Genomic DNA, 24,380 nt, shown 5'->3' on the forward strand with positions numbered 1-24,380 from the left:
CCTCCGTCCTGGCGAACGGTGTCAGGAGATACGTGTCGCCGATCCAGCTCGAACTGTCATGGTGCTGTCCATCATGCCTGAGGAGTCGGGGGTCGGGCCGGACGACACAGCGGCCGCGGCGCTCCGAAGCTCGTTCTGGCTCACAGCGACGGCCCGGTTCGCTGGGTCCGAGAGTGTCGGGAGTGTTCTTGATCTTGTTCGACGCGAGCGAGGTTCATCGTTCTGTCCAGGGCTGTACGCGCCCGCGCAGCGTCGATCCTCTGGGCCGCAGACTCGGGTGGGGCGCCGAGGGGTGCGTCGTCGGTGACGCGGTAGCGGTCTCGGTAGGCAGCGACCACGCGGGCAGCCTTGCGCCAGGTCGCGGCTCGTCGCCGGTCGGTGGGCGCTGCTCCAAGAGGTTCGTCCACGGCGTGCTCTCCGTGAGCGCGGCTTCGAGAACGGCGTCGGCGCGTGCCTCGATCAGTGCTTCTCGCTCGTCGAGGGCTGCTCGCATTTCGGCGCCGATGGCCCCGTGCGCCTGTGGGATGAGGCCGGCGATGAGCCGCGGTGGCTTGCGAGTCCGGCCCGAGCCAGCCGGGCGGGCGGTCGCCCGCTCGACTCGGTAGTGGAGGACGGCGGCGATGTCGTCCGCGTCGCCGAATCCACGCGCAGTGACGAGGCGCGGCAGCAACGCATCGACATCGTGATGGTTCGCTTCAGCCCGGCGGAGTTCAGCCGTGAGCGGGCCGAACGCCTCGGACTCTATGGCGCTCTCGGCCTGCTCGTCGGTGAGCCCGGAGCCACGGACGAGGGTGGCCCAGCGGTCGTGCTGAGCGGCGGCGGCGATCGTCTCATACTCGGCGGTGAGCTGAGCGATAGAGCCCCACTGGTCCTGCTCAGCCACGATGGTCTCGTGCGCGGAGAGTTCGGCGGCGCTGTGCTGCAGAACGCCGTAGAGCACGCTTCGCGCGGTGGCGTGTGGGTCGTCACCAGGGTGCGGCTGGGCATGGTCGTCGGCGCGGTCGAGCGTCACGTAGGCATGGTTCGCGTGCTGTCCTCGGCTCATCGCGACGTAGAAGGTCTCTCGGGTCGAAGTCGGTTCGACCAGGACGTGCGCAGTGTCGGTCGTGATGCCTTGCGCGCGGTAGGCGGTGACCGCGTAGCCGAGATCGACATGCTCGGCCACGTACGAGGCTGGGAGGACGATGCTGCCGCCGAACCTGCGCCCTCGCCTGCGAGCCCTGATGGTTCCGTCGTCGCGAATGGTGGTGCTGGTGCCGTAGTCGCGTGCGATGGTGATTGTCCCGTCGTCGCCGACGGCGGTGATGGTCCATATGTCGCCGTTGCGTACCCAGTCCCGCCCTGCCATGGTGCGGAGGTTCCGGTTGTTGCGTCGGGTGATGATGGTGTCGCCGACGCCTGCGGCGGTGCCGTCGCGCAGTTCGACTTCGCGGTCGGGGATCAATGTCTTGTTGAGGATCAGGTCGGCGCGGGCGCGACGGTTCAGCGCGGTCACGTCTTCGTGGGTTTCGGCGATCAGCACCGAGGTGAGTCCGGCGTCGCGGTCGGCGCGCCAGGCGTTGTAGGCCGTGTCGGTCATGGCCTCGGCGTCGCCGTCGGTGATGCGCTGGTGGGCGAGGTAGGTCTCGATGGCCCGGGTGTGTCCGTGGCGTAGCTCGAGTGAGGCGGTCTTCTCCCAGGCGTGGGTGAAGCGGTGAACGTCGACCAGTTCGGGGGTGTCGGCGCGGTCTCTGGCGATCATCGCGAATGCACCGCCGGCGTCCACGGACTGGAGCTGGGCGTAGTCGCCGACCAGCAGCACCTTCGCGCCCGCGTCTTGGGCGAGGTGTGTGATGCGGTCCAGCGACAGGGTGCCGGCGAGGGAGGCTTCGTCGATGATGACGAGCTGACCCGCCTCGAACGTGTCGCCGTGGAGGATGTGGTTCTGCCACCACTTCGCCGTGTTCTCAGTCGCGATCCCGAGATCATCGGCGAGGACCTGTGCGGCGACCGCTGACGGCGCGAGCCCGACGACGGAACCGGCGCCGTGCTCGGCTTCCCAGGCGCGGCGGAGTGCGTTCATGGCGGTGGTCTTGCCTGCCCCGGCAGGACCGACCAGCACGTCGAGCATCCGTCCCGACACCGCGATGCGGGTCAAGGCATCGGCTTGGTCGTCGCCGAGCATCCGACCGTCCGCGTCGGGTCTGCGCGTGATCTTCTCGACCGTCGCGAGCTGCACCGTCGGACCGGCCAGGTTCGCTGCTCGTTCCAGGAGTCTGTCCTCCGCCGCGAGCTGGGACTCGGAGGTGAACACGGTCGAGCTCTTCGGCCGGAACACCGAGGTGCCGTCGGGCCGACGGAACACAACCGGGGACGCGGCGAGTTCGGGCGGCGTCAGCCGAAGCGAGACGAGTTCGGCGGCGTCGGCGACCATCGCGACGATGGCTTCCCGGTCCTGCGTGGTGGCGAACCGCCAGCCCATCGTCTGCCGGGATGCCTCGGCCATGAGATTCCATCGCCGCCAGGTCGAGCGCTTCTCACCGACCACCTCGACGACCGAGCGCCCGAGCTCGCCGATCACGTCGAGTGGCACGTCGTCGGCGCGTAGCAGGAGCGGTTTGTCGTAGTCGGTCATCTCGCGTGCCCACGTCGTCGCGTCCCGACCGAGAGTCTTGGATGCGCGATCCCGCCACTCGGCGGTCAGGTCAGCCAAGGATCGGACCTGCTTCTCAGGCCTCGTGGCCAGCGTGGCCTGGGCTCGCAGCTTGAGGATCGTCGCGTTCGATGGTTGGTGTCTGTGATGGGCAACGTACTCGGCGATGAGCCGGTTCTTCTCGACGTCGATGTGACGGGCACGGGACGAGAACTCCGAGACCAGCTCTTCCGGAACCCCGGTGATCGCCCACGCCGGATTCCGGTCCCGCCCCATCTCGCGCTCCTCCCACGAGACGCCGAAGGAGCGCGTCATATGGTCGGCGAACACGGCTTCGTGTAGTTCGGAGAGGGCAACGACGGCGGCGTGCATCGGTCTGCCGTCAAGCGAGCGCCATTTCCCATCGAGGACGGTCTTGGCCTTGTTGCTGATGACCACGTGCGTGTGGATGTGGGGGTCGCCGGCGCGGGAGTCGAAGTGATCGAAGGCGGTGGCGATGAGCCCGGTGACATCGACTTGCGCAACCGCGCCGTCTCCGGCGGTTGCGCCCGCGCGGGTGGCTGCAACTTCACGTTCCATGAACGCAACCACCTCCGCAACCGCTCGATGGTGCGCCTCCCCGATGAGTGCTTGGACCCCGGCGTCGGCGACTGCCCACAGCACCGATGCGGACTTCGGGATGGAGAAGGTGAAGTCGAAGCCTGCGACCGCACGCCGTGTGCTGTGAGCTGTCTCCTCGGCAACGATCTGCGCGATGGCCTCGCCCTTGGCCCCAGGTGTGAGCGTCTGGTCAAGAGCGGCGATCCGTGCCTCGATCCGCTCGTCCTGGCTCTTGTACGCAGGGAAGCCCAGGCCGAGCTTGTCGCCGGTGATCGGATCACAGCCCGTGCCCATCAGGAGCTGGAGTTGGTCTTCTGATACTCGGTCGCCCACCTGAATCTCGCCCTTGCCGAGGGCCGCTACGCCTGCGCCGAGCCAGCGGCCGGGCGGTGTGCCTTCTTCCATGTGGTAACGAGTGAGCTGCGTCGAGAGCGGCCTGTTGCCGTCGGCTGCCGCGACCGTCTTGAGCAGGTACTTGTAGCCATCACCTGCCGACATCACGCGCATCGAAACCGTCATGCTCACCTCCGTTCCTGGCGAGCAGGTGAGCACCCGCACCCGGTGACTTCTGAGCCGGTAGTGCCCGGCTCTTCTACCTCGACCTGCAAGACGCGTGTGACCTCAAAGCGGAGACGGGCGGACGGGCGGACGGGCGAAAGTGTGCATCGTGTGGAGGCCCGTGCACCTGTCTGGCATGCGAGGCGACGAGAGGAATCTGAGGCTGCGGGTGACGCGGCGCGAGGCGCCTGACCTCGGCAAGCTGATCGAGTGGGTGCTGGGCATCGCCGAGGCCCGTCACCGCGCCTGGGTGAACGGCGAACCCGACCCCTACGGGCTTCCACCGCCCGAGGACCTGGCGTCTGCGCGCCACTGAGTTCTTCGCTTTGTCAGGGGTGCGCGAGAGGATCGACACCAAGAAGCACCCCGGCAAGGAGGCCCACGATGAGCACCGCGACACTCGACACCACGACGTCCGAGCGGGCCGCCGAGACCCCCGTGATGCTGGCTGTGTCCTACCTCCGCGTCTCGACGCGGGAGCAGGCCGAGCGCGGCGGCACCGACGAAGGCTTCTCGATCCCCGCCCAGCGCGAGGCCAACGCGAGGAAAGCCGACGAGCTGGGCGCGCGGGTCGTGCGCGAGTTCATCGACGCCGGAGAATCAGCGCGCTCAGCGGATCGTGACGGACTGCAGGACATGCTGGCGTTCATCGCCGCGTCGCGGGTGCAGTTCTGCATCGTGCACAAGCTCGACCGGCTCGCCCGTAACCGCGCCGATGATGTGAAGATTCACGAAGCGCTCATCAGCGCCGGGGTCACGCTCGTGTCGGCTACAGAGTCGATCGATCAGACGCCTTCGGGGATGCTCGTTCACGGAATCATGTCGAGCATCGCGGAGTTCTACTCCCGCAACCTTGCCACCGAAGTCACCAAGGGGCTGACGCAGAAGGTCGCGCAAGGCGGTACCCCAGGACGCGCTCCCATCGGCTACCTCAACGTGCGCCAGACCGACGACCAAGGCCGCGAGATACGCACCGTCGAGGTTGATCCCGAACGTGCACCGCTGATCGCGTGGGCGTTCGAGCGTTACGCCGCCGGCGAGACCTCTGTGACGGCGCTGCTGCGGGATCTCACCGCGCGTGGCCTGGTGTCGGTGCCGTCGCCGAAGCGTCCATCCAGGCCGCTGGGGAAGAATGCGCTCTACCGTGTGTTGACGAACCCGTACTACGCCGGAGTTATCCGCTACAAGGGCGCGCTGCATCCCGGCGCGCACGAGCCCATTGTGAAGCCAGCGTTGTTCGATCAGGTGCAGTCGCTGTTGAAGGCTCGCAACGCGCACGCAACCAGGCACGTCCAGCACGCTCACCACCTGAAAGGCCTGCTGCACTGCGGCAATTGCGGGTCGCGGATGCTGCTGGACTTCGCCACCAATCCGAGAGGCACGACCTACGCCTACTTCGTCTGCTCCGGTAGAGCATCAAAACGGACAACCTGCACCCGCCGAGCGGTGCCCGTCCAGGTTGCGGAGCGCTTGGTCGAAGACTCCTACGCGAGCATCACGATCAGCGAAGACGACTACCGGCACCTCGCCGCCGAAGTCGACGCCGCGTTCGACAAGCGATCTGCTGGCCGCGATCAGGAGTTCGCCGACCTCACGGCGAACCGTGCACGCCTGGAAGCCGAGAGCGACAAGCTCCTGGCGGCGCACTTCGCCGACGCCATCGACCTTCCGACTCTCAAGCGGCACCAAGACCGCGTCCGAGCCGGACTCGCCGACATCGAGCACCGCCTGCGCGAGCACGACGAACTGCGCGTCGGCGGTCGGGGGTTCCTCCACGACAGCCTGCGGCTGCTTACCGACGCGCGCCGTGCCTACGCTCACTCGGACGACGGGAGCAGGAGGCTGGCGAACCAAGCGTTCTACACGCGGTTGGAGATCACCGAGGACGAGCAGCTACACTCGCGCCTCGCGGAACCGTTCGCGACCATCGTTCGAGAGGCGACCGGAGGCAAGGAAGCCAAACGGGACGCCTCGACAGGCTCAGCGACCGGGAACAGCGATGTCGCGTGTTCCCGTAAGACACTTTGGGTGGGGCGGGCGGGGCTCGAACCCGCGACCGAGGGATTATGAGTCCCCTGCTCTGACCGGCTGAGCTACCGCCCCGGCCGACTCATGTTACCGACTGGACGCGACGGTGGCGTCGGGGGCGCCACCACGACACGTGTCGCCCGCGTGGGGAGTGCCTCGGCGAACCCGTCCGGGGCTACGGTGAACAGCAAGCCGGACCTGCGAACGCAGTGCCCGCCCTGGGGAGAGATCATGACACTGCAGATCGACATCACCGATTCACTGCTGCAGACCGCGGCCGACGCCCCCGCAGAGTTGCTGTGGGCCTGCCCCGTGGAACTGCGCAAGCCCGTCCTCCGCATCCTCGACACGCTGAGCTCGCGCGGCTCCGACGTCGACGTCGCGCTCGCCGGTGGCCGCGTCACCCTGTTCGCCGACAGCACCGGTCTCACCTTGTCCGAGGCCATGACGATGTACGCCATGTGGACCCGCGCCGGCCACACCTGGTGGGGCTACGCCCCCGACCTGACCGTCACCTCGCACGGTTTCAGCCTGCACGGCGGTCGCTTCGACCTCGAGCAGGACGCCGACGGCACGACCGTCGTCCTTCAGCTCGTCTGACGCCCGCGGGGCCGCCCCGGCGTCAGCCCAGCACCGTCGGGTTGGCCACGTATCGCGGCCGCTCACCACGCACGAACGCCGCGATGTCGGCGGCGCCGATGTCGGCCGCCAGTTCCGCAGCCTGCCTGGACGCCCCTGCCAGATGCGGGGTGACCGTCAGCCGCGGCGTCCTCAGGATCCTGTGATCCGGCGGTAGCGGCTCGAACGGCAGCACGTCGCAGGCGGCCGCGAACAGGTGCCCCGAATCGAGCACGTCACACAGCGCGTCGTAGTCGAGCAGCCCACCGCGGGCGCAGTTCACCAGAATCGAACCCGCCGGCATCAGGGCCAGCTCGCGGGCCCCGATCAGTCCGCGGTTCTCGGCCGTCTCCCGGGCATGGATCGTGACGATCGACGACTGGGCGAGCAACGCGTCCAGATCCTCCACCCGCTCGACGCCACTCGGCAGGTCGACGCTCAGATAGGGGTCGTACACCACCACCCTGGCTCCGAGCGCCATCATGATCGCCGCCACCCGCGAACCGATCGCCCCATAACCCACCAGCCCGACCGTCGACCCGGCGATCTCGGGACCTACTTGGTCGTAGAGGTAGTAGTCGCCGCGCCATTCGCCGGTCACCAGCTCGGCGTGCCGCTGCGGGATCTGCCTGACGGCGGCCATGATCATCGCGACCGAGTGCTCGGCCGTCGCGGTCGCGTTGCGACCGGGGGTGAACGTGAGCAGGACGCCGTGCTCGGTCGCCGCGTCGGCGTCCGCATTCACCGGCCCGCCCCGGCAGACGGTGACCATTGTCAGGTCCGGGGACGCCGCCAGCACCTTCTCCGTGACCGGTTGGGTGTGCGTGAAGCACACATCGCAGCCGCGCAGCGCCTCGATGAGGCGTTCCTCGTCGCCCTGCGCCTCGCGGACGCCGCCGACGTCGCCCACCGGCTCGAGCGGCCACTCGTTGGCCAGGCTCACCGTCTCGGCCTCGGGCAGGTGGCGGGCCAACGCACGGGCCCGCACGTCGACCGTGACGAATCCGTCGCCCGACAGGAGTACCTTCACCATCATCTCTCCTAGTGGTGGTGTAGTTTGGCGAGCTCTTCGGGCGGAAAGACAGAGTCGCGGTCGCCGAGCAGAAGCGCCCGGTAGGTCATGATGGCCGCCTCCTCGAAGTTCAGCGCCCGCCTGAACGCCGACTCGACGGTCTCGCCGAGCGCGGCGATGCCGTGGTGCCCGAGCACGACCACGTTGTGGCGTCCGTCGGCGACCTCGGCCGCCGCCGTCTCGGCCAGTTCGTCGGAGCCGTTCGTGTAGTACTTGGTCTGGCCGTAGGAGCCCACGTAGTAGGCGTGGTCCTGCGTGATGAACCGGATCCTGTGTCCCAGCGCCGTCAGCAGCAACGAGTACTGCGGGTGCAGGTGGATCACCGCCCGGGCGTCGGGCCGCCTGGCGTAGATCGCCGAGTGCAGTTTCCACTCGCTCGACGGGGTCGGCCCGGATCGATAGGTTGCGCTGAGGCGGGTGACGTCCTGGCCGAGAACGCGCACCGTGCCCCCGCTCCCCTGGGCGAGTCCCTGCCGCACGGACTGGCCGCCGACGGCGATGAGCTCGTCGAGCTGGCCCGCCGTCTGCTCGTCGGTGAGTGTCTCCACGTCAGTTCTCCTTCTCTGCGGTGGCCGCGCGCAGCTCCCGCATCAGGGGCCACGCCGGGCGCAGCGCGTCGCGGGCGGCCACGTACACGCTGTGCGCCTGGGCGTACAACGCCTCGTTGTCGGGGTTCGGGTCGAACGGCGACACGCCGGTGGCCAGCGCCTCGGCCGCCGTCTTCAGGTCGGGCATCTCGCCGGCGGACACGAGCACGCACACGGCCGCACCGCGCGCACCGGCCTCGGGGGCGTCCTGCCGCAAGACGCGGCGTCCGGTCGCATCGGCGAGAATCCGGCACACCAGATCGGAGCGGAAGCCGCCGCCGGACACGACGAGATCCCCCTCGACCCCGAGCACGTCGACACACTCGATCAGCGAGAAGGCGACGCCTTCGTAGACCGCACGCAGAATCTGCTGCCGCGTCGTCGACACGCTCATGCCGAGCCAGGACGCCGACGCGTTGGTGTCCTGGAAGGGGGCGCGCTCGCCTCCCGGCGAGCCGTAGGGCAGGTACAGGACGCCGCCGCTGCCCGGCCCTGCCTGCTCGGCCTCGACCTCGATCTCCGACCAGGGGGTGTCGGCCAGACCGAGCGTGCTGCGGATCCAGTCGACCCTGCCGCCGAGCGCGTCCGCCGGGTTGATCGGCGGCACCAGCGCCGTGGCGTCCGCCATGCCGAGACGCTCGGCGAGGGCGTCCGAGATGGTGCCGGACGCCACGTCGAGGAAGTGTCGCGACGCCTCGGTGTAGTCGGTGAGGCGCTCGCCCGTGAGGTTGAAACGTAGCCAATCCTTGCAGTAGAGGATCGTGCGGGCCACGCTGGTGCGGACGCTGGACACGATCTACGACGCCTGGCCCGAACTCGGCCCTGATGCTGTGGCGAACGTCTTCGGTGAGCACCAGGACCTGCTGGTCGGTCAGCAGGGAGTGCCCTACGTCGAGCCGCAGCGGGTGCAGGACGCCACGCACGTGCGCGTGCTGCTGGCCAAGTCTGCGATCTCCACTGGCTGGGACTGCCCGAGGGCTGAAGTTCTCGTCTCCATGCGCCCAGCCAAGGACCGCACCCACAGCACCCAGTTGCTTGGACGCATGATCCGCACCCCCTTGGCCCGGCGTATCCCGGGCAGCGAGTTGCTGAACTGGGTGGACTGCCTGCTGCCGTTCTTCGACCGCAAGACCGCCACGGGAGTGGCCGAAATGCTGATGAAGGACGCGACCTCCAAGGACGAGGAGGACAACGACACCGGAGGCGGTGAGGGACGCCGTGTCCTGTTCGACCCGGTGGACCTGCTCCCAACCCGAAGGTGCCCCAGGAGGTCTGGGAGACCTTCGCCGCCCTCCCCTCGGTGACGATCCCGAAGAAGGGCGTCAAGCCCATCCGCCGACTCACCGCGCTGGCCACCGCACTGTCCACGGACAGGCTGGCGCCGGCGTCAGTGCTGCCGAACTGGACGCCGCCCTCGACGAGATGCTGCGCATCGACGACCCGTTCGTCTCGAATCGACGCCGGACGACCTGCCCCGTGCGGGTCGGCGGGGCGTCGATCCCCGAGGGGGAGATCGTCAAGCTGCACTGGACGTCCGCCAACCGCGACGAGGGAGTCTTCGGCGACCCGGACGCACCAGCGCGAAGTCGCTCCGGTCGGCGGGTGGACGCATGTGCCGGTGGTGGTGACCTGACCGCCTCGGCTGCGCGAAGGTCGGACGCCTCAGGCGCCGCTCACCACGTCGGCGATCGGGGTGGAGCCGTCGTTGAACGCGATGATGCGGCGGGCCACGGCGTCCTGGTCGGCGTCGATCACCGCCGCCAGAACTGCGGCGACGTTCGCCCTCGACACATGCCCGGACGCGGCGGCGTCCGCATCGATGCGCCCTGTGGGCGCATCGAGGGTGAGGCTGCTCGGGCGCAGGATGGTCCAGGCCAGCGGGCTGGCCTCGAGGTGGGCGTCGGCGGCCGTCTTGGCCTCGGCGTACGCGAAGAACGGGTTGTCGGCCGGGACGCCGTGGTCGGGTCCGGCGCCGAAGTACGACACCATCACGTAGCGCGGGACGCCGGCTGCGGCAGAGGCTTCCATGGAACGGATGGCGGCGTCCCGGTCGACGGCGCGGGTGCGCGCCGGGTTGCCTCCGCCGGCTCCGGCCGACCAGACCACCACGTCGTGACCCGCGAGCAGGTCGGTGAGCGCGGCGACGTCGAGGCTCTCGACGTCGGCGACGACCGGCGTGGCGCCGGTCGCGGCCACGTCGCCGGCGTGGTCGGGGTTGCGGATGATCGCGTCAACGCTGTGCCCGGCCTGCGTGAGCAGCTCGGACGCCAACAGCGCCACCTTGCCGTGACCGCCGATGAGGGCGATGCGTGCCATGGGGATGCCTTTCGGTCGCGTGGGGTTGGACCCACCGTAGCTCGGACGCGGCGGGGTCCGAGCTACCGCCGTCAGCGGCCATCACGGACCAACCGCTCCACGATGACCTCGGCGGCGACGCGTGAGGCCCGCGCGTCACGCACCAGATACGTGTCGAGCAACGCGCGTGCCGTGGTGAGTTGGTCCGGGCGCTCGACGACGCACAGGTCGCCGCCGGCGTCCAGAACCACTGGGTTGCGCAATTCAAAGTCAGCCAGGACTCCGACCTGGAACAGCCGCCGGCTCGCCTGCCCGACGATACCCTCGTCGATCAGGTCGACCTCAGTGACGCCGACCAGGGCGCCTCGCCCCGTGCGTCGATACCGTCCCCACGCTCCGCCGACGCCACCCACGGCGTGGGCGAGCTGAGCCACCGACGACGCCCGCATCCGACGCCGCAGGCGACTCAACTCGGACGCCGACAGCTCGCTCGGCTCGTCGCGGTCGAGCAGGGCCAACGCCGCACGCGCGGGGAGAAAGCCCGGCCAGCGGCGTTCGACCGCACCCAGGCCAGTGCGGCGACGTCGTCGATCACGAAGGAGCGCCCCACCTGGCGCAGCACGGGCAGCGCCCCGGACTGCACGGCCAACTGCACCGCCCGCTCGGTGCGGCCAGCCATGTCAGCGACGTCCCTGACCCGCAGCTTCATACACAAAGCTTCGGATAAACGAAGAATTGCGTCAACGCGTGCTCGCACGAACCCCCTCCAGTCCGGCACCCCACACCACCGCCCCACTCCATCACGAGCGACACCGGCTCGACTCAGCAGTCGGCGCTGACAGGGGAGCCTTGGACCCACGAGTTTCAACACGAACTGGGATCAAGTCATCACCCTCGAGCACTCGAAGAAAATCCGCCTCGGTCATGAGTTCGATGTCCTGACCTTTGGCCTGCAGGTCGAAAGCGCGTCGCGTCTTTCCCGAGTAAGTGGCTCCGGGCCGCAGATTGGCGGGATTGAAATCGCCCAGCACCAGAACGTTAGTGCGTTTGGTCGTGTTGGCCTCAGGGCTTCCGCCCGCCTTGGCTACTGCATCCCACGCGATCTGACGCGTCATGGACATCAGCGCCCCCGTGAAGACAACCACGCGTCCGTACAGATAGCCATCCGGGTCGGCGTCAAGGTGTGCTTCAGGCGCGAGGAGCCTGCCGCTTCCGCCGCCAAGGGTGCAGACCGATCCCTTATAGACGCCAGACTGCATTCGTCCCACACAAACACCATGAGCTGTCGCGAGGTCACCAACCGTACGGACGCCCGCAGCGCTCGCCATCCCGTTGATGATGCCCACGACTGCTTCAGCGTCCGCAAGTGCGTGATGGTGGTTGCTAGCGACAAATCCAGCAGCTTCGGCCACGAATGGGAGTCGGTAGGAGGGTAGCGCATACGCACGCCTACCCAAGACCATCGTGCACAAGAAGCGCAACTCCGGCCACTCAAAATTGTCGGCGGCGCAGGCATATCGAATCACCCCAATGTCAAAGCCAGAATTGTGAGCCACGATCGTGTCGTCGCCAACAAACTCGAGGATCTTGGGAAGAACTTCCTTCCAGTGAGGCGATGTGGCCACCATCTCTTCAGTGATGCCGTGCAGTGACACGTTGAATGGCGAGAACCCGCTGGCAGATTCCGGTGGCCTCATGAGCCAGTACCGCGAGTCGACCACAACTCCATCGCGGACCTTCACCAACCCAACCGAGCAGGGAGAGCCGCGGTAACTGTTGGCCGTCTCGAAGTCGATCGCACTGAAGTCAAGCACTGAAGGCCCCCCACGGCTGAGGTTCGATCAGCATGCCGAACTGCCTCGGAAAGATGGCGTGAGCTGGGGAGTCGAGCCCCTCCGGCATCATCCACGGGGTTACGCCCCTGCTGTCTACGGTGCGACGACGGCGCTCCTCATCGGTTGCTAGCCACTGGCTCCAAAGCTGGGCGAGGTTGTTGGCAAGACGAAGGGTCCGCTCGACCGGGGTCCCACGACACGGTGTCGCTACCGAGATGAGTTCTGGAAACGTGGGAACAACCGCGGCCCGCCGACGAGTGCGTGCGATGTAGTCCCGGACTGCGCCCTGGATGGCGATCCTACGCTCGGTCGTCTCACGTACTAGAAGCTCCAGGTCTGCAGACGTCAGTTGTCGTGCTGCCAACGGTAGCCCGCGCAGGTCAGACCCTTCGGTGGCGAGCACCGCGAAGTCTCGTGTCAGGCTGTGAACCTTGCGCAATCCTTCCGCGTCGGAGTCCAGGTCAACGCTGACAGCGTTCGCGTGGGCTGCCCGCGAGGGCGCCACGCGTGTCGTCTGCCAGACGACAACAACTGCCGACGCTGGCTGCCGGTCCAGGACTGCAAAGCCTTGCATCTGCGCTCCTCTCGTTGGGTGGAGCCAAACTTAGACGCTCCTACCCGACGTGCGCTCGATATCGCACACACTTGCCCTTGGGCGTTTTAACGGGTTCTAGCACTGGCTGACCGATCGACAGCGTGGGCGCCCAGGGAACCGCCTCAAGTCGTGGTTGGTGTTGAAGCAGCCGGCTCGATCTGACATCCTGATCTGCTGCCCTGATGCCGGGCGGCCCTGCGCGAGGCGTCGCGCACCTGAGGAAGAAGTCAACCCATGGACGCCCTGCAGCTCCGTCGCATGAATGCGACCTATGAGCCTGCTGCGCGCGCCTTTGAACTCCCCGAGTTCGGTCCGGCGCGCCAGCGCTGAACCGTGGGGTGAGGACGAGACTTTCTTCTGCAGTCGTTTCCTGCGATCCGTGGCGATGAGCCGCGTCCGCACCCCTGTTGTCCCATCACACCAACAGGAGGAAGCAATGAACGAGCTTGGGCGCGAGCGCAGCGAGCACCAGCCATACCCGGTGCCGCTGTCCGGCGCCGAGAACACCTGGATGTGGGCCCATGAGGCCGACATCGAGGAGGGCGCGCAGCGGCAGCTGCGCAACACCGCCAATCTGCCGTGGACGCACGGCGTCCGCGTCATGCCCGACGTGCACTACGGACTCGGCGCCACCGTCGGCTCGGTGATCGCGATGCACCAGGCCGTCGCACCAGCGGCGGTCGGCGTCGACATCGGTTGCGGCATGACGGCGGTGCGCACCAACCTGCGTCCCGACCAGCTTCCCGACGACCTGGCCGCCCTGCGGCACGGCATCGAGGCGGTGGTGCCGGTCGGATTCGCGTCGCACGGCGACGAGCCGAGCACCGTGCGCACGCATGCCGACCTCGGACGCCGCTACCGCGCCGTCATGGACGGGTTCGACGCACTCGAGGCCCGGCACCTGACGAAGGCGGCGGCGTCCGGACAGGCAACGCACAAGGCGATGACGCAGGTGGGCACGCTGGGTGGCGGCAACCACTTCGTCGAGCTGTGCGCCGGCGACGACGACCGGGTGTGGGTGACCCTGCATTCCGGCTCGCGCGGCACGGGCAACCAGCTCGCGCAGGTGCACATGGGCGTGGCGCAGAAGCAGGAGCACAACGTCGGGCTGCCCGATCGCGATCTGGCCGTCTTCCTCGCGGGCACGCCCGAGATGGACGCCTACCTGCACGACCTGTGGTGGGCGCAGGCCTACGCGCTGCTCAACCGCGACGTGATGCTGCAGGCGGTCTGCGACGAGCTGGCCCTCCGTCTGCCGGGGGTGTCGTTCGAGGATCCGATCCGCTGCCACCACAACTACGTGGCCGTCGAGACCTACGACGACACGGAGCTGAACGTGACCCGTAAGGGCGCGATCCGGGCCGGGCTGGGCGACCTGGGCGTGATTCCCGGGTCGATGGGGACGGGTTCCTACATCGTCCGCGGGCTGGGCAACCCGGCCTCCTACCAGTCGGCGTCCCACGGTGCCGGACGCCGCATGTCGCGCAACGCGGCCCGGCGCCAGTTCACGGCCGAGGATCTGGCGGCCCAGACCCAGGGCATCGAGTGCCGCAAGGACGCCGGCGTGGTCGACGAGATCCCGGCGGCGTACAAGGACATCGACTCGGTCATCGACGCCCAGCGCGACCTGGTCGACGTCGTCGCACGCCTGCAGACCCTGCTCTGCGTGAAGGGGTAAGGGTAAGCCTGTGTCGGCCCGGAGGAATCCGGGCCGACACATCGCCACCCACCGCGATCTACGAGCGACCATCCTGGGAAGCTCGCGCCGTAGTCCCAGCAGGCGGACTGCGCCTGGTCGATGGTCGCGGACATTCCCACCGGAGCCGGCGTGGATGACAACGGCCCCTGCCGGAGCGGCTACACCGCTCCCACAAGGGCCTTTGCTTGGCTCCCCCGACTGGACTCGAACCAGTAACCCTCTGACTGGCCGGACGACACCCCCACACGCCCATCAGCGGAACACGTCTCCCCTAGCCGCCACGCTCAAGACAAGCCGTCTCGAGCATCCCCTCTAGCCACCCTCACATGGTCGCGTTTCAGGGATGGTCGGTGCCAAACTCGGTACAGCCGGGCCGTCCCCTCACGAGGGGCCGTTTAGTCGAGCAGGTGCCAGTACTTGCGGCGGGCCTTCATGGCATGGACCGCCAGTTGATTGCCACCGTCGAACGTCAGGATCGCCAGTTCGAGCAGTCGCCCGCCGGTGTGGAACCCAGCAGGAACCGCTTTGCCGGGGAGTCATCATCAGGCTCACTCACGTATGCCACCTGCTCCACGGCATGCAGGATGTCGGCCTCACTGATCCTGTCTCGCAGCGCCGAAGAAATGAAGCTCACGCGCGGTCCCCGGGGGCGAACCCGGTCCGCACCGCCAACGCCAGTTCCGGGGAGGTGAGCCAGCTGACGGCGGTCATCCCGAGTCCGCCGCGGAGCTGGCCCTCGACCTCGGCCATCAGCCCGTAGAGGACGCGGGCCCGGCCGTCGAGGCCGCCGCCGGCTTCGCGGGCCTCCCGACCGAGCCGGGGTTCGGGGACCACCAGGGTGAAGAACGCTTCGGTGCGGACCGACGCCCGCGACAACGCGAGGGCGAGGTCGTCGTTGACCTGCCGCGCCAGCTGGGGGCTGGTGGGACGTCGGTGGCGGCGGAGCCACAGGTCGCGTTCGGCGCCGTCATCGGGAACGGTGCGGACCAGCAGGAGGACCTCGTCGATGAGTTCGGTGCGGGCGCACACGTCGAGCAGATCGGCTAAACCGGCGCCCAGACGTTGCCGTTTGGCGGGGTCTGCAAGCCCGATACCGGGGTGGGTGACCGAGGCGGTGACCGCCCAGGTGCGCGCCGCGGTGTCCTGGATGATCGCCACCCGCGCCTGGTGGGGGCCGTGGGGTGGTCCGTCGTGGATGCTGACGCCGGCGAGCACGCCGGGCAGGTCCACTCGGTCGAGGTCGTCGGCGCGGCCCTGGCCGGCGCGGGACCGGAACACCGTCCACCCGGTCAGGGTGCCGATCGCGTACTTCACCGAGGCGATCAGCCAGCCGGTGGCGGGACGGCCGCGGACCGGAACGACCACCAGCAGGGCCAGCAGGACCCACGCTCCGGCGAGGGTGCCGACCAGCGGCCAGGCGCGGGTGTTGACCGCCCAGAAGACCGGCAGGCTGGTGACGGCGAGGGTGCCGAGTTGCCAGCCGGTCCGGCCGAAGAACCAGCCGATCCGGTCCTTGGAGTAGTCGCCGTACACGATCGCCATCACGGTCCCCTTTCAGGGTGTTGGAGGTTGGGTCAGACGAGGAGGACGGCGGCATCCGACGCGCTGACCTCCCCGGCCGCCGCAGCACCGGAGGAACCACCGGCTCCACTCGTGGTCGGTGGGACGGCGGGGCGTCCGGCCCCCGAGCTGGACGACGGACTGCTGATGGAGAACGAGCCCGCGTCGCCTTGCTTGCTCGGGGCGCTATCGCCGGGGCTGGCGTCCGGAGGGCTACTGGGCACTGAGGGGGCGCTGGGGTCGCCGTCCGCCCCGTCGCTGGTGGGTTCGCCGCCGCCGCGGTCACCGGCGTCGGACTGACCGGCGTAGGTGGCGCGGCGTCCGGCCTGGCTGAAGTCGGGGGGGTAGGTGTTGTGCCCGACCCCCATTTGGTTGGTGACGTCGGCGCCGATCGCGGCGCCGGCGGCGCCAAGGCCGGCGATCACGCCGAGGCCTTGGGCGGCTACCTGGCCGACGCCACCGAGGCGGCTCAGGCCGCCCTGCACCGTGCAGTTGAACCGGCTGCTGGTGGCCGGTGGCGGCCATCGTCAGGGCATCGCAGATGAGGTCGGTGCGCATGTGGTCGGCCATCGACCAGCCAAGGACCTGTGTGGTGCAGCAATCGATGACGGTGGCCAGGTACAGCCAGCCCTCCCAGGTCTTGATGTAGGTGATGTCACCGACCAGCTTCGCTCCGGGCGTGTCGGCGGTGAAGTCCCGGTGGAGGCGGTCGCGGATCGGGTCGGCGTCCGGGTCCTGCTCGGTGGTGACCTTGTAGGCGCGGGGTTGGCAGGCGGCCAGGCCTTCCTCGCGCATGATCGCGCGGACCAGGTCGATCGACGCCGAGGCTACCTCGGGGTCGGTGCAGCGGGTGAGGATGGCATGGACCCGCCGCACCCCGTACGTGCCGCGGCCGGCCTCGAAAGCGCCGTGCACGTGCCGGGTGACCTTGGCCCGCCGCCGCTGCCGCTTCGACGGCTCAGCCCGCTGCCAGTCGTAGAACCCCGACCTCGACACCTCCAGGCCGGAGCACATCGCACTCACCGAGGGAGCCGGTTCGCCCGTGGCCTGCTCCGCGGCAATGAGCGCGTACTTGTCGCTCACTGCTGCTCCCTCGCGAAGTAGGCCGCTGCTTTTTTCAAGAAGTCGTTCATCAACCGGAGTTCGCGATTCTCGCGTTCGAGTTCCCGCAACCGCGCACGATCCGGCAAAGAGAGCTCCTCGCTGACGGGTGCTCACGCCGATATTTGTTGACCCAGTTCCCGAGCGTGCCCTCGTTCATGCCCAGGTCCCGCGCGACCTTCGCGATCGGCTGGTCGTTCTCCAGCACCATCTTCACCGCCTCATCGCGGTATTCCTGCGTATATTTCTTGTACTTGGACATTGACCTGTTCTCCTCCTCGGGGAGATTCTCCCTTCTTTGGTCACTGTCCGGTGGGAGCCACACACCTCACGGCCTGGGCGGCGTTCGAAGAGTTCGAGGAGAAGTGGGGCAAGGCCTACCCGGCCATCCCCAAGCTGTGGCGCAACAGCTGGGAGCAGTTCATCCCGTTCCTGGACTACGACATCGAGATCCGCAAGGTGCTCTGCTCGACCAACGCGATCGAGAGCTTGAACGCCCGCTACCGGCGCGCGGTCAACGCCAAGGGCCACTTCCCCACCGAGCAGGCCGCGCTCAAGACGCTGTACCTGGTCACCCGGTCCCTAGACCCCAAGGGGCTCGGGCAGGCACGATGGGTCACCCGGTGGAAGCCGGCCCTGAACGCCTTCGCGATCACCTTCGCCGACCGCATGCCGGCAGCGGAGAACCTCTAACCATGGAACGCCAGTTACACCGTTCAGCGGACAGACCCCGTCCCGATTCGCGCTCATACGGACCGTCGACCGGTCATCCGGGATAGTCGGTGATCCGTCCTCAACTGCCGATGTGCGTGCGCGACCTGTAGCGGATTGGATCGGGCCTTGCCAGCCTCGGGCCGAGGAGCGTACCGTGGATAGGCGCGCTGTTGCGCCTGACGGACGGGGGTGCAAGCATGGTTTCAATCCAGGATGTCGCTAAGGAAGCCAAAGCGGCCGAAGAGTTGATCGCGACCGTCTCTCGAATCCTCGCTACCGCCGCCCGGTCGGCAGTCATCGAGATCACAAATGCTACGTCCCGACCCATTAAAATGTCGAGGCAAGCGCATGAGCACGGGGCTTTCGCGCGCGAATCGCTACCGACTCAGGAGATTGCGGCCATGTCTTCTGTAGTTGTGGGTAGCAGATCCTCCGAAGGTGCTGTGGCTACAGGAACGGAGGGGCGCTTGTGGTACACCCTCGATGACGAAGGTACTCATTTCTATATGCGCTGGAACGTACCATTCATCTCAACATCAAATGAACAGAACTACTACGTAGCAGGCCCCCACAAGGACTTGTACGACAGCTGGGGGATAATCAGTGGCGGAAATAAGAAGGTAGCCGTCAAGTTCGTCGTGACAGAAAAAGCCACTCTGGGACCTTTCGACTTTGACTGGGTGACCTGCACAGATTGTAAGGGTCTATTCCACAAGCTGAGGCCAGGCAAGTGTCCTGCTCGCGTCGACACAAGCACCTCGAGGCCGGTCGTCGTCGGGACGGACGGCACTACTATTGGTGAGCCGCGCTATCTCGGCCACCGAGCTGCAGGCCACACGCTGGGCGTTCCCTTCGGCCAGCCGGGCCCCAATCGATCTACGGAGTGGCGGAAGTGCCGCAGATGCAGCCAGCTATTCTGGGACGGTGGCGAGACGAAGGGGGCCTGCCCAAAGTGGTCGAAGCCACGCCTAGCCCACGTCGGCGAGGAAAACGGGCGCGAGTACCTATTGCCCTTCGACGTGCCACCCAGGTCCTCTCAGCAGGATGACTGGCGCTTCTGCGAAAAGTGTCATGTCCTTTTCTATTTCCCTCATGGCGAAGACGGCGGCTGCGCGGCCGGAGGAAAGCATCGAGCCTTCACACGCAACTATGTTCTCATGAGGGGACAATGAGCTCGTCGACCGCGTCGCTAGAACGACGTTGATGTTTAGCTGCCTCGAAGAGGGCAAAAGACAGTGGCCCCTGGCAGGGTTTGTTTCGTCCCGGCCCCAGGCGCGCGCCCCCTTCGACCGCCGCGCCCTGCACGACCAGCATGACACACGCGTCATCGGTGGTGGTGCCGCCTCGGACACCGCCGTCGATCTCCGCCTGCCGGACCCAGCTCCGCAGCGCCTCGGGGTGCACCCCTACCTGGTCGGCGACGCTTAATCAGGCTCTTCACAATCCGGCCCTTCACAATCCAGGGTGTAGTGGGGGTCGGAATCCGCCGGCCTCCAGGAGTGCTCGCGCGATGTAGTTGGTGAGGTAGCGGAAGCCGAGGGCGAGGCCGCGCAGGTGCTCGAGGCGCCCGTTCACGGCCTCGGTGGGTCCGTTGCTGGTGCGGGGCCGCTCGAAGTAGGCCCAGGACGTCCTCGGCCCGCTTGGACAGGATGCGGCCGAGCTTGCGCAGCTCGACCAGCGGCGCCGGGACACCGTCGGTGAGGGCGTCGATGACCGACCGGGCCTCGGCTCGGCCGGCGGCGCGGTCGGGGTCTCGGTAGGCGGCGATGAGGCGCTGGTAGGCACCCCAGGTCAGCTCGACCTGCTCGTGCTTCTCACTGGCGAAGAGCTTGTCGAGCCGCTCGTGCTGGCGCTCGGTGAGCAGGTCGGCGCCGGTGTGCAGGGTCCGCCGCGCGGTGTACAGCGGGTCGCCCTTGCGGCCGCGGTGGCCGTGCAGCTCCTGCTGGACCCGCTCCATGCAGCAATGACCACACGCCGCCGCGGTCGGGGGTCACGAGGTCGTCGAGCAGGAAGAACCTGGCGTCGTGACCGACTTCCCCCTCCCTGCCCACGCCACGACCCCGGAGGAATACGCCACGTTTCGGAAGAACAGCATCGAGTTCGTCCGAGCTAGGAACGAGCGCATCCTGCAGCTCGGTTTATGAGGGCGAGGCAGATCGCCAACGCCAAACGCACTACTCTGCGCGACCTGCGCGGCCGGTCGTCCGCGCCTCACGCCACACCCCCGCGAACACTCGCTCATGCCGCTGTGCGCGGGGGTAGCCTGTCGTCGGTTCCCGAGCGCAGGACCGACTTGCCGCGGGCGTGCTTTCCTGGTGGGGAGGTGGCCGGGGTGATGGGCCGGTGACACTGGCGGTCATCCGCCCGTCATATCGCCGTAGGGCTCCGTGACCACCATTGTTCCCATGGTCAGCGCCCGGGATGAACTTGCCAGCCCCGTCAACGTTCTCGTCGTCAGTGTGTGGTCGGAGCGGTTCGGTCGGCGCAGGATGGTGAGCCACACCGACCCTCGTGGCGATCTGCTGAACTCCTCCGCGCTCGTGCGGCACAACGCTCCTACGGACGCTGCCATCGTCGACACGGTGAGGATGTGGCTGAGCACGATCGGTAACGCCGCGGTGACGCCCGGGCAACGAGCGCCGATCAGACTGCTGCGCAGTCAGCCCCCAGAGCCCGGCGAGGGCGGGGGGACGGGAGAGGGGACGTGAGTGGCCACCTTCCAGGCGATCGGTGCCGTGGCCGAGGCGGTGCGCCGGCTTCTGGAGCAGTCGTGGGTGCACACCCCCGGCGGCCTCCAGCCCCAGTTCGCCGTCTACAACGGGGCCGCCTTCTCCACCCCGATGGCCACGGGGATCTCCGTCTTCGTCTACCAGGTCGCGATCGACGCGACGCAGCGCACGCTGCCCGCAGCCGGCCCCGACCAGCGCCGGCCGCTGCCGGTCGTCGTGTACCTCCTGCTCACCGCGTGGGCGCCGAGCGCCGCCAGCGAACACGCCCTGCTCGGCTTCGCGATGCGCACCTTCGCCGACCAGCCCGTCCTGTCGTCGGGCTTCCTGAACGCCGCCATGCCGGGTGTCTTCCGGGAGGACGAGACGGTCGAGGTCCTCGCCGGACAACTTTCCAACGACGAGGTCTTCCAGCTGTGGCAGGCGCTCCCGGGCAGCCTCCAGCTGTCGGTCCCCTACCAGGCCAAGGTGGTGCGGATCGAATCGGCGACCGACGTCCCCGTCGGCCCGCCGGTGCGGGTGCGGGAGTTCGACGTCAGGAGGCCCTCGTGAGCACCGTCCCCCTGGAGCGGCTCGGCTACCGCGGCGTCCTCAGCCTCGACTGCCGGGACGCGGTGAGCGGCACCGTCGTCTCCGGTCTGGTCGCCGAGGCGTGGCCGCGCACCGACCCTCGCGCCCGGCGTACCGCCCGGCGTTCGCCGACGTCGCAGCTCCTCGGTTTCGGAACGCTGCCCGACCACCCGCTCGAGCAGCGCGTCCGCGCGCCGGGGGACGGGCCGCTGGACTGGCCCGCGGCCACCTCGCGGCCCTATCGCGTCTTGGTGACCGACCCGCGGCGCCGCTACCTGCCGGTGCTCACGGACGTCACCGTGCCGCAGCCAGCGCCGCACACGGTGACCCTCCACGCGGCGCCCACCTCACTCCCCCGGGGCGGCTGGGCGGTCGTGCGCGGTCAGGTGCTCAGCGCCGGCGGCCCCCGGCCGCTGCCATGGGCCGTGCTCACCATCGAACTCGCCGGCCGGGCCCACACCGCCCGGTGCGACGCGGCCGGGGTGTTCCTCCTGAACGCCCCCTACCCCGAGGCGCTGCCGCCGCTGTTCGGCTCACCGCCGGCCGGGCCCGGGCTGTCCACGATGACCTGGACGGTCGAGATCGGGATCTCGAGCGCGCCGGACACCCTCACCTTCACCGATCCGCAGCACCCCGATGTCCCCGACACCGCGTCGGTGCTCGGTCAAGCCCAAGCCACCTTCGACCCCGGCGGCGGCCCCACCCTGACCAGGACGCTCACCTTCGGCGAGGTCCTGGCTCTATCCCTGACGGCCACCCCGGCCTGAACCGACCATCCAGCGAGCGGAGACCAGTCATGCCGCAGTACCTCGCACCCGGCGTTTACGTCGAGGAGATCCCGGGTCCCCGAACGATCCAGGGCGTCAGCACCAGCGTGGCGGCGTTCGTCGGCCCCACCCGCTTCGGGCCCACAAGCGGCCGGCCCGAACTGCTCACGTCGTACGCCGACTTCGTCACCATCTACGGCGACGCGGCCGACCTGGTGTTCGACGGCGGTGGTCAGTTCACCAACCACATGGCCCTGGGCGTCAAGGGATTCTTCGACGAGGGGGGAGCCAGCCTCTACGTCGCCCGGACCTTCGCACACCCGGACCCGGCGGCGCCCGGGGACGCCCACGGGAGGGTCGACGTGCCGACCCCCGACGACGCGGGAGCGCCCACCGTCACGATGCGGGCGCGATTCCCGGGCGCGGCCGGCAACCTGCGGGTGATCCTCACGCTGCGGTCGGGCGGCGACTGCCTGGTAACGGTCGGCGGTTTCCGTACCCTGACCCGCGTCCGCGAGTTCGATACGGTCTGGGTGGTCAGTGGGGGGTCGACCCCGACGGGCAACGTGTTCGTGGTTCGTCGCGACGCCGCCGGCGACTGGGTGCTGTCCGGGGCGACCGAGGCGGCGCTCGGTGACGTGGACGCGGTGTACCCGATCAGCGTGCTCGTCGAGGTGCAGCGACCGACCTCCGACGCCCGCGGTCTCCCGTCGTTTGGTCCCACCGTGACGGTGGGCGAGTTCGGGTTCGACCCGCGCCCGATCGGCACCGGCCTCACCACCGTGCTGACCAGGAGGCCGCCCACCCGCCGGCAGGCGCTGACCGTGCCACTGGCCATCGAGGGTGCCGACGAGCTGGTGGACCCGAGCACGCCTGCCGACGCAGCCGCGGGCCTGCTCGCCCGGGTGCTGTTCGGCGGCGACGCCCTGGCCACGGCGTCCAACCCGGCGACCCCGCTGGCGGACCGCCAGCGGGTCATCGCGCTCCACGACGGCTCCGACGGGAACGCCCCCGACGTCACCGAGTACGGCGGCTCGCCGACCTACACCGACTACCAAGACGATCCCACCGCCCTGCCGTCCAACGGCCTGCTGGCCCTGGAGTCGATCGAGGACATCTCCATCGTGGCGGCGCCCGGCTCCTCCACCGGCTGGTCCACCGACCCCGCGGCCGGAACCCCGATCGCCCAGGCGATCGCCGGCGCAGTGGTCACCCACTGTGAACGACTGCTCTACCGGGTCGCGGCCCTGGACGCACCGCCCGACAGCCTGCCGTCCACGGTGCTCGACTACCGCAACCTGCGCAGCTCCACGCACGCAGCCCTGTACTTCCCGTGGCTCGTCGTGTCCCACCCGATCAGCGGCGGGCGGGTGCTCGTGCCGCCGTCCGGCTACCTGGCCGGGGTGTGGGCCCGCTCCGACAACACCCGCGGCGTCATCAAGGCGCCGGCCAACGAGGTGGTGCGGTCCGCCCTCGATCTGGAACTGAGGGTCAACAAGTCCCAACAGGACCTGCTCAACCCCGAGGGCGTCAACTGCCTGCGGTACTTCCCGGGCTCCGGCTTCCTGGTCTGGGGCGCCCGGACCATCTCCGACGACCCGGAGTGGAAGTACCTCTCGATCCGCCGCTACTTCAACTACGTGGAACGCTCGATCGACCAGGGCACCCAGTGGGTGGTCTTCGAGATCAACGGCCCGGCCCTGTGGGACGCCGTCCGGCACACCGTCGAGGGCTTCCTGTACACGGAGTGGAGGAACGGTGCCCTGCTGGGACGCGCGCCCGAACAGGGGTACTTCGTGCACTGCGACGAGTCGACCATGACCCCTGACGACCTCGACAACGGCCGCCTGATCTGCCGCATCGGCATCGCGGCCGCCAAGCCCGCCGAGTTCGTCATCTTCCGGATCAGCCAGTTCACCGCCTCGGCGCAGTCCTGACCGGCGACCACACGACAAGGAGACGACGATGGCCAAGGAACGCGAGAACCCCTACGGCAACTTCAACTACCTGGTCGACTTCCAGACCGGGGACGCCAACACCGTGCGCGGCGGCTTCGCCGAGGTCACCGGCATCAATATCGAGACCACCACGATGGAGTACCGGGCCGGCAACTCGAAGGCCAACCGCCCGGTCAAGATCAACGGACTCTACAAGGTGGGGGACGTCACCCTGAAGCGGGGCGTGGTGGGCGCCCTCGACCTGTACGAGTGGGTGCACCAGATCCGCACGGGCTCCCAGGACGGCCTGCGGACCGTGCAGATCCAGCTGCAGGACGAGGCCCACACGGCGACCGTGATGACCTGGACGCTGGTCAACGCCCGCCCGATCCGCTACACGGCACCGAGCCTGAACGCCAAGACCGGCACCGACGTGGCGATCGAGGAGCTGGTCCTGTCCATCGAAGACCTCGTCGTCGAGTAGCG

The 24,380-nt window shown here is 68.3% G+C and carries 21 protein-coding genes, 1 tRNA gene and 4 pseudogenes; 13 read left to right on the plus strand and 13 right to left on the minus strand.

Annotated features, from left to right (window positions below; translation table 11 throughout):
* Positions 1-140: 140 nt before the first annotated feature.
* Positions 141-3,751: pseudogene (gene mobF / locus KILIM_RS06480) on the minus strand (MobF family relaxase).
* 175 nt (positions 3,752-3,926) lie between these two features.
* Here mobF and KILIM_RS23905 point away from each other — a divergent pair.
* Positions 3,927-4,106 (plus strand): hypothetical protein, encoded by a 180-nt coding sequence (locus tag KILIM_RS23905; RefSeq protein WP_157551516.1) that lies wholly within the window; start codon positions 3,927-3,929, stop codon positions 4,104-4,106.
* A 125-nt stretch (positions 4,107-4,231) separates the two neighbouring features.
* Positions 4,232-5,860 carry a recombinase family protein gene (locus tag KILIM_RS23145; RefSeq protein WP_246308853.1) on the plus strand — a complete coding sequence of 543 codons (1,629 nt, stop codon included), beginning with the start codon at positions 4,232-4,234 and terminating at the stop codon, positions 5,858-5,860.
* Here KILIM_RS23145 and KILIM_RS06490 read toward each other — a convergent pair.
* Positions 5,820-5,893 (minus strand) — tRNA-Ile (locus KILIM_RS06490). The genes KILIM_RS23145 and KILIM_RS06490 overlap by 41 nt on opposite strands.
* A 156-nt stretch (positions 5,894-6,049) precedes the next feature.
* Between KILIM_RS06490 and KILIM_RS06495 the strand changes: the two genes are divergently transcribed.
* Positions 6,050-6,418, plus strand: a complete 369-nt coding sequence (locus KILIM_RS06495) for a hypothetical protein (protein WP_006591847.1) — start codon at positions 6,050-6,052, stop codon at positions 6,416-6,418.
* 22 nt (positions 6,419-6,440) lie between these two features.
* Here the strand turns inward: KILIM_RS06495 and KILIM_RS06500 are convergent, their stop codons facing one another.
* Genes KILIM_RS06500 through KILIM_RS23150 form a run of 3 tightly spaced genes read right to left on the minus strand, consistent with a single transcriptional unit; the run spans position 6,441 to position 8,888 of the window.
* Complete coding sequence (locus KILIM_RS06500; RefSeq protein ID WP_217997065.1) at positions 6,441-7,469, minus strand: 2-hydroxyacid dehydrogenase; 1,029 nt, start codon at positions 7,467-7,469, stop codon at positions 6,441-6,443.
* 8 nt (positions 7,470-7,477) lie between these two features.
* Positions 7,478-8,056: a class II aldolase/adducin family protein gene (locus KILIM_RS06505; protein WP_006591849.1), complete on the minus strand. Its 579-nt coding sequence runs from the start codon at positions 8,054-8,056 to the stop codon at positions 7,478-7,480.
* Between the two features lies 1 nt (position 8,057).
* A complete protein-coding gene (locus KILIM_RS23150) occupies positions 8,058-8,888 on the minus strand; it encodes a xylulokinase (RefSeq protein WP_006591850.1) in 831 nt (276 codons plus the stop codon).
* On the opposite strand from KILIM_RS23150, the gene KILIM_RS06515 reads away from it, so the two are divergent.
* Entirely contained in the window at positions 8,857-9,399 is a 543-nt protein-coding gene (locus KILIM_RS06515; RefSeq protein ID WP_006591851.1) for a hypothetical protein, read from the plus strand. The two genes, KILIM_RS23150 and KILIM_RS06515, sit on opposite strands and share 32 nt — an antisense overlap.
* Positions 9,314-9,655: pseudogene (locus KILIM_RS25425) on the plus strand (cytochrome P450); the annotation flags it as partial. The gene KILIM_RS06515 and the pseudogene KILIM_RS25425, both read left to right, overlap by 86 nt.
* A 102-nt stretch (positions 9,656-9,757) precedes the next feature.
* On the opposite strand, the gene KILIM_RS06520 reads toward KILIM_RS25425, so the two are convergent.
* From KILIM_RS06520 to KILIM_RS23160, 3 genes are all read right to left on the minus strand, one after another.
* A complete protein-coding gene (locus tag KILIM_RS06520; protein ID WP_006591852.1) occupies positions 9,758-10,411 on the minus strand; it encodes an NAD(P)H-binding protein in 654 nt (217 codons plus the stop codon).
* Positions 10,412-10,482: 71 nt separating this feature from the next.
* Positions 10,483-10,908 (minus strand): hypothetical protein, encoded by a 426-nt coding sequence (locus tag KILIM_RS06525; RefSeq protein ID WP_157551518.1) that lies wholly within the window; start codon positions 10,906-10,908, stop codon positions 10,483-10,485.
* A 282-nt stretch (positions 10,909-11,190) separates the two neighbouring features.
* Positions 11,191-12,204, minus strand: coding sequence for an exonuclease domain-containing protein (locus KILIM_RS23160; RefSeq protein WP_006591855.1), 1,014 nt, complete (start codon positions 12,202-12,204; stop codon positions 11,191-11,193).
* Positions 12,205-13,256: 1,052 nt separating this feature from the next.
* On the opposite strand from KILIM_RS23160, the gene KILIM_RS06535 reads away from it, so the two are divergent.
* The gene (locus tag KILIM_RS06535; protein WP_006591857.1) at positions 13,257-14,498 is read left to right on the plus strand and encodes an RtcB family protein; all 1,242 of its coding nucleotides are present in this window, start codon (positions 13,257-13,259) and stop codon (positions 14,496-14,498) included.
* Between the two features lie 490 nt (positions 14,499-14,988).
* Here the strand turns inward: KILIM_RS06535 and KILIM_RS23165 are convergent, their stop codons facing one another.
* The 4 genes from KILIM_RS23165 to KILIM_RS06550 form a co-directional block, all read right to left on the minus strand.
* Positions 14,989-15,153: a hypothetical protein gene (locus tag KILIM_RS23165; protein WP_217997066.1), complete on the minus strand. Its 165-nt coding sequence runs from the start codon at positions 15,151-15,153 to the stop codon at positions 14,989-14,991.
* On the minus strand, positions 15,150-16,061 hold the full coding sequence (locus KILIM_RS06540; RefSeq protein WP_006591858.1) for an SCO6880 family protein: 912 nt from the start codon (positions 16,059-16,061) through the stop codon (positions 15,150-15,152). Before KILIM_RS06540 ends, KILIM_RS23165 begins: the two co-directional genes overlap by 4 nt.
* A 300-nt stretch (positions 16,062-16,361) precedes the next feature.
* Entirely contained in the window at positions 16,362-17,297 is a 936-nt protein-coding gene (locus KILIM_RS23170) for an IS3 family transposase (RefSeq protein ID WP_157551520.1), read from the minus strand.
* Entirely contained in the window at positions 17,212-17,442 is a 231-nt protein-coding gene (locus KILIM_RS06550; RefSeq protein ID WP_006591860.1) for a transposase, read from the minus strand. The genes KILIM_RS23170 and KILIM_RS06550 overlap by 86 nt, the downstream gene beginning before the upstream one ends.
* A 71-nt stretch (positions 17,443-17,513) precedes the next feature.
* Here KILIM_RS06550 and KILIM_RS06555 point away from each other — a divergent pair.
* Together KILIM_RS06555 and KILIM_RS23910 are read left to right on the plus strand one after the other, a co-directional pair.
* A pseudogene (locus tag KILIM_RS06555) lies at positions 17,514-17,873 on the plus strand (transposase); the annotation flags it as partial.
* 218 nt (positions 17,874-18,091) lie between these two features.
* A complete protein-coding gene (locus KILIM_RS23910; RefSeq protein WP_006591862.1) occupies positions 18,092-19,066 on the plus strand; it encodes a hypothetical protein in 975 nt (324 codons plus the stop codon).
* Between the two features lie 280 nt (positions 19,067-19,346).
* Here the strand turns inward: KILIM_RS23910 and KILIM_RS23175 are convergent.
* Positions 19,347-19,854: pseudogene (locus KILIM_RS23175) on the minus strand (ISL3 family transposase); the annotation flags it as partial.
* A 445-nt stretch (positions 19,855-20,299) separates the two neighbouring features.
* Between KILIM_RS23175 and KILIM_RS06565 the strand changes: the two are divergent.
* The 5 genes from KILIM_RS06565 to KILIM_RS06585 are packed head-to-tail and all read left to right on the plus strand — an operon-like array spanning position 20,300 to position 24,378.
* Positions 20,300-20,602 (plus strand): hypothetical protein, encoded by a 303-nt coding sequence (locus tag KILIM_RS06565; protein WP_040562450.1) that lies wholly within the window; start codon positions 20,300-20,302, stop codon positions 20,600-20,602.
* A complete protein-coding gene (locus KILIM_RS06570; RefSeq protein WP_006591865.1) occupies positions 20,603-21,172 on the plus strand; it encodes a Pvc16 family protein in 570 nt (189 codons plus the stop codon).
* Entirely contained in the window at positions 21,169-21,957 is a 789-nt protein-coding gene (locus KILIM_RS06575; RefSeq protein WP_006591866.1) for a hypothetical protein, read from the plus strand. Before KILIM_RS06570 ends, KILIM_RS06575 begins: the two co-directional genes overlap by 4 nt.
* 29 nt (positions 21,958-21,986) lie before the next feature.
* Positions 21,987-23,894, plus strand: a complete 1,908-nt coding sequence (locus KILIM_RS06580) for a phage tail sheath subtilisin-like domain-containing protein (protein ID WP_006591867.1) — start codon at positions 21,987-21,989, stop codon at positions 23,892-23,894.
* Between the two features lie 28 nt (positions 23,895-23,922).
* Positions 23,923-24,378 (plus strand): phage tail protein, encoded by a 456-nt coding sequence (locus KILIM_RS06585; RefSeq protein ID WP_006591868.1) that lies wholly within the window; start codon positions 23,923-23,925, stop codon positions 24,376-24,378.
* Positions 24,379-24,380 lie beyond the last annotated feature (2 nt).

The sequence above is a fragment of the Kineosphaera limosa NBRC 100340 genome (genome assembly GCF_000298215.1).
GTDB lineage: Bacteria > Actinomycetota > Actinomycetes > Actinomycetales > Dermatophilaceae > Kineosphaera > Kineosphaera limosa.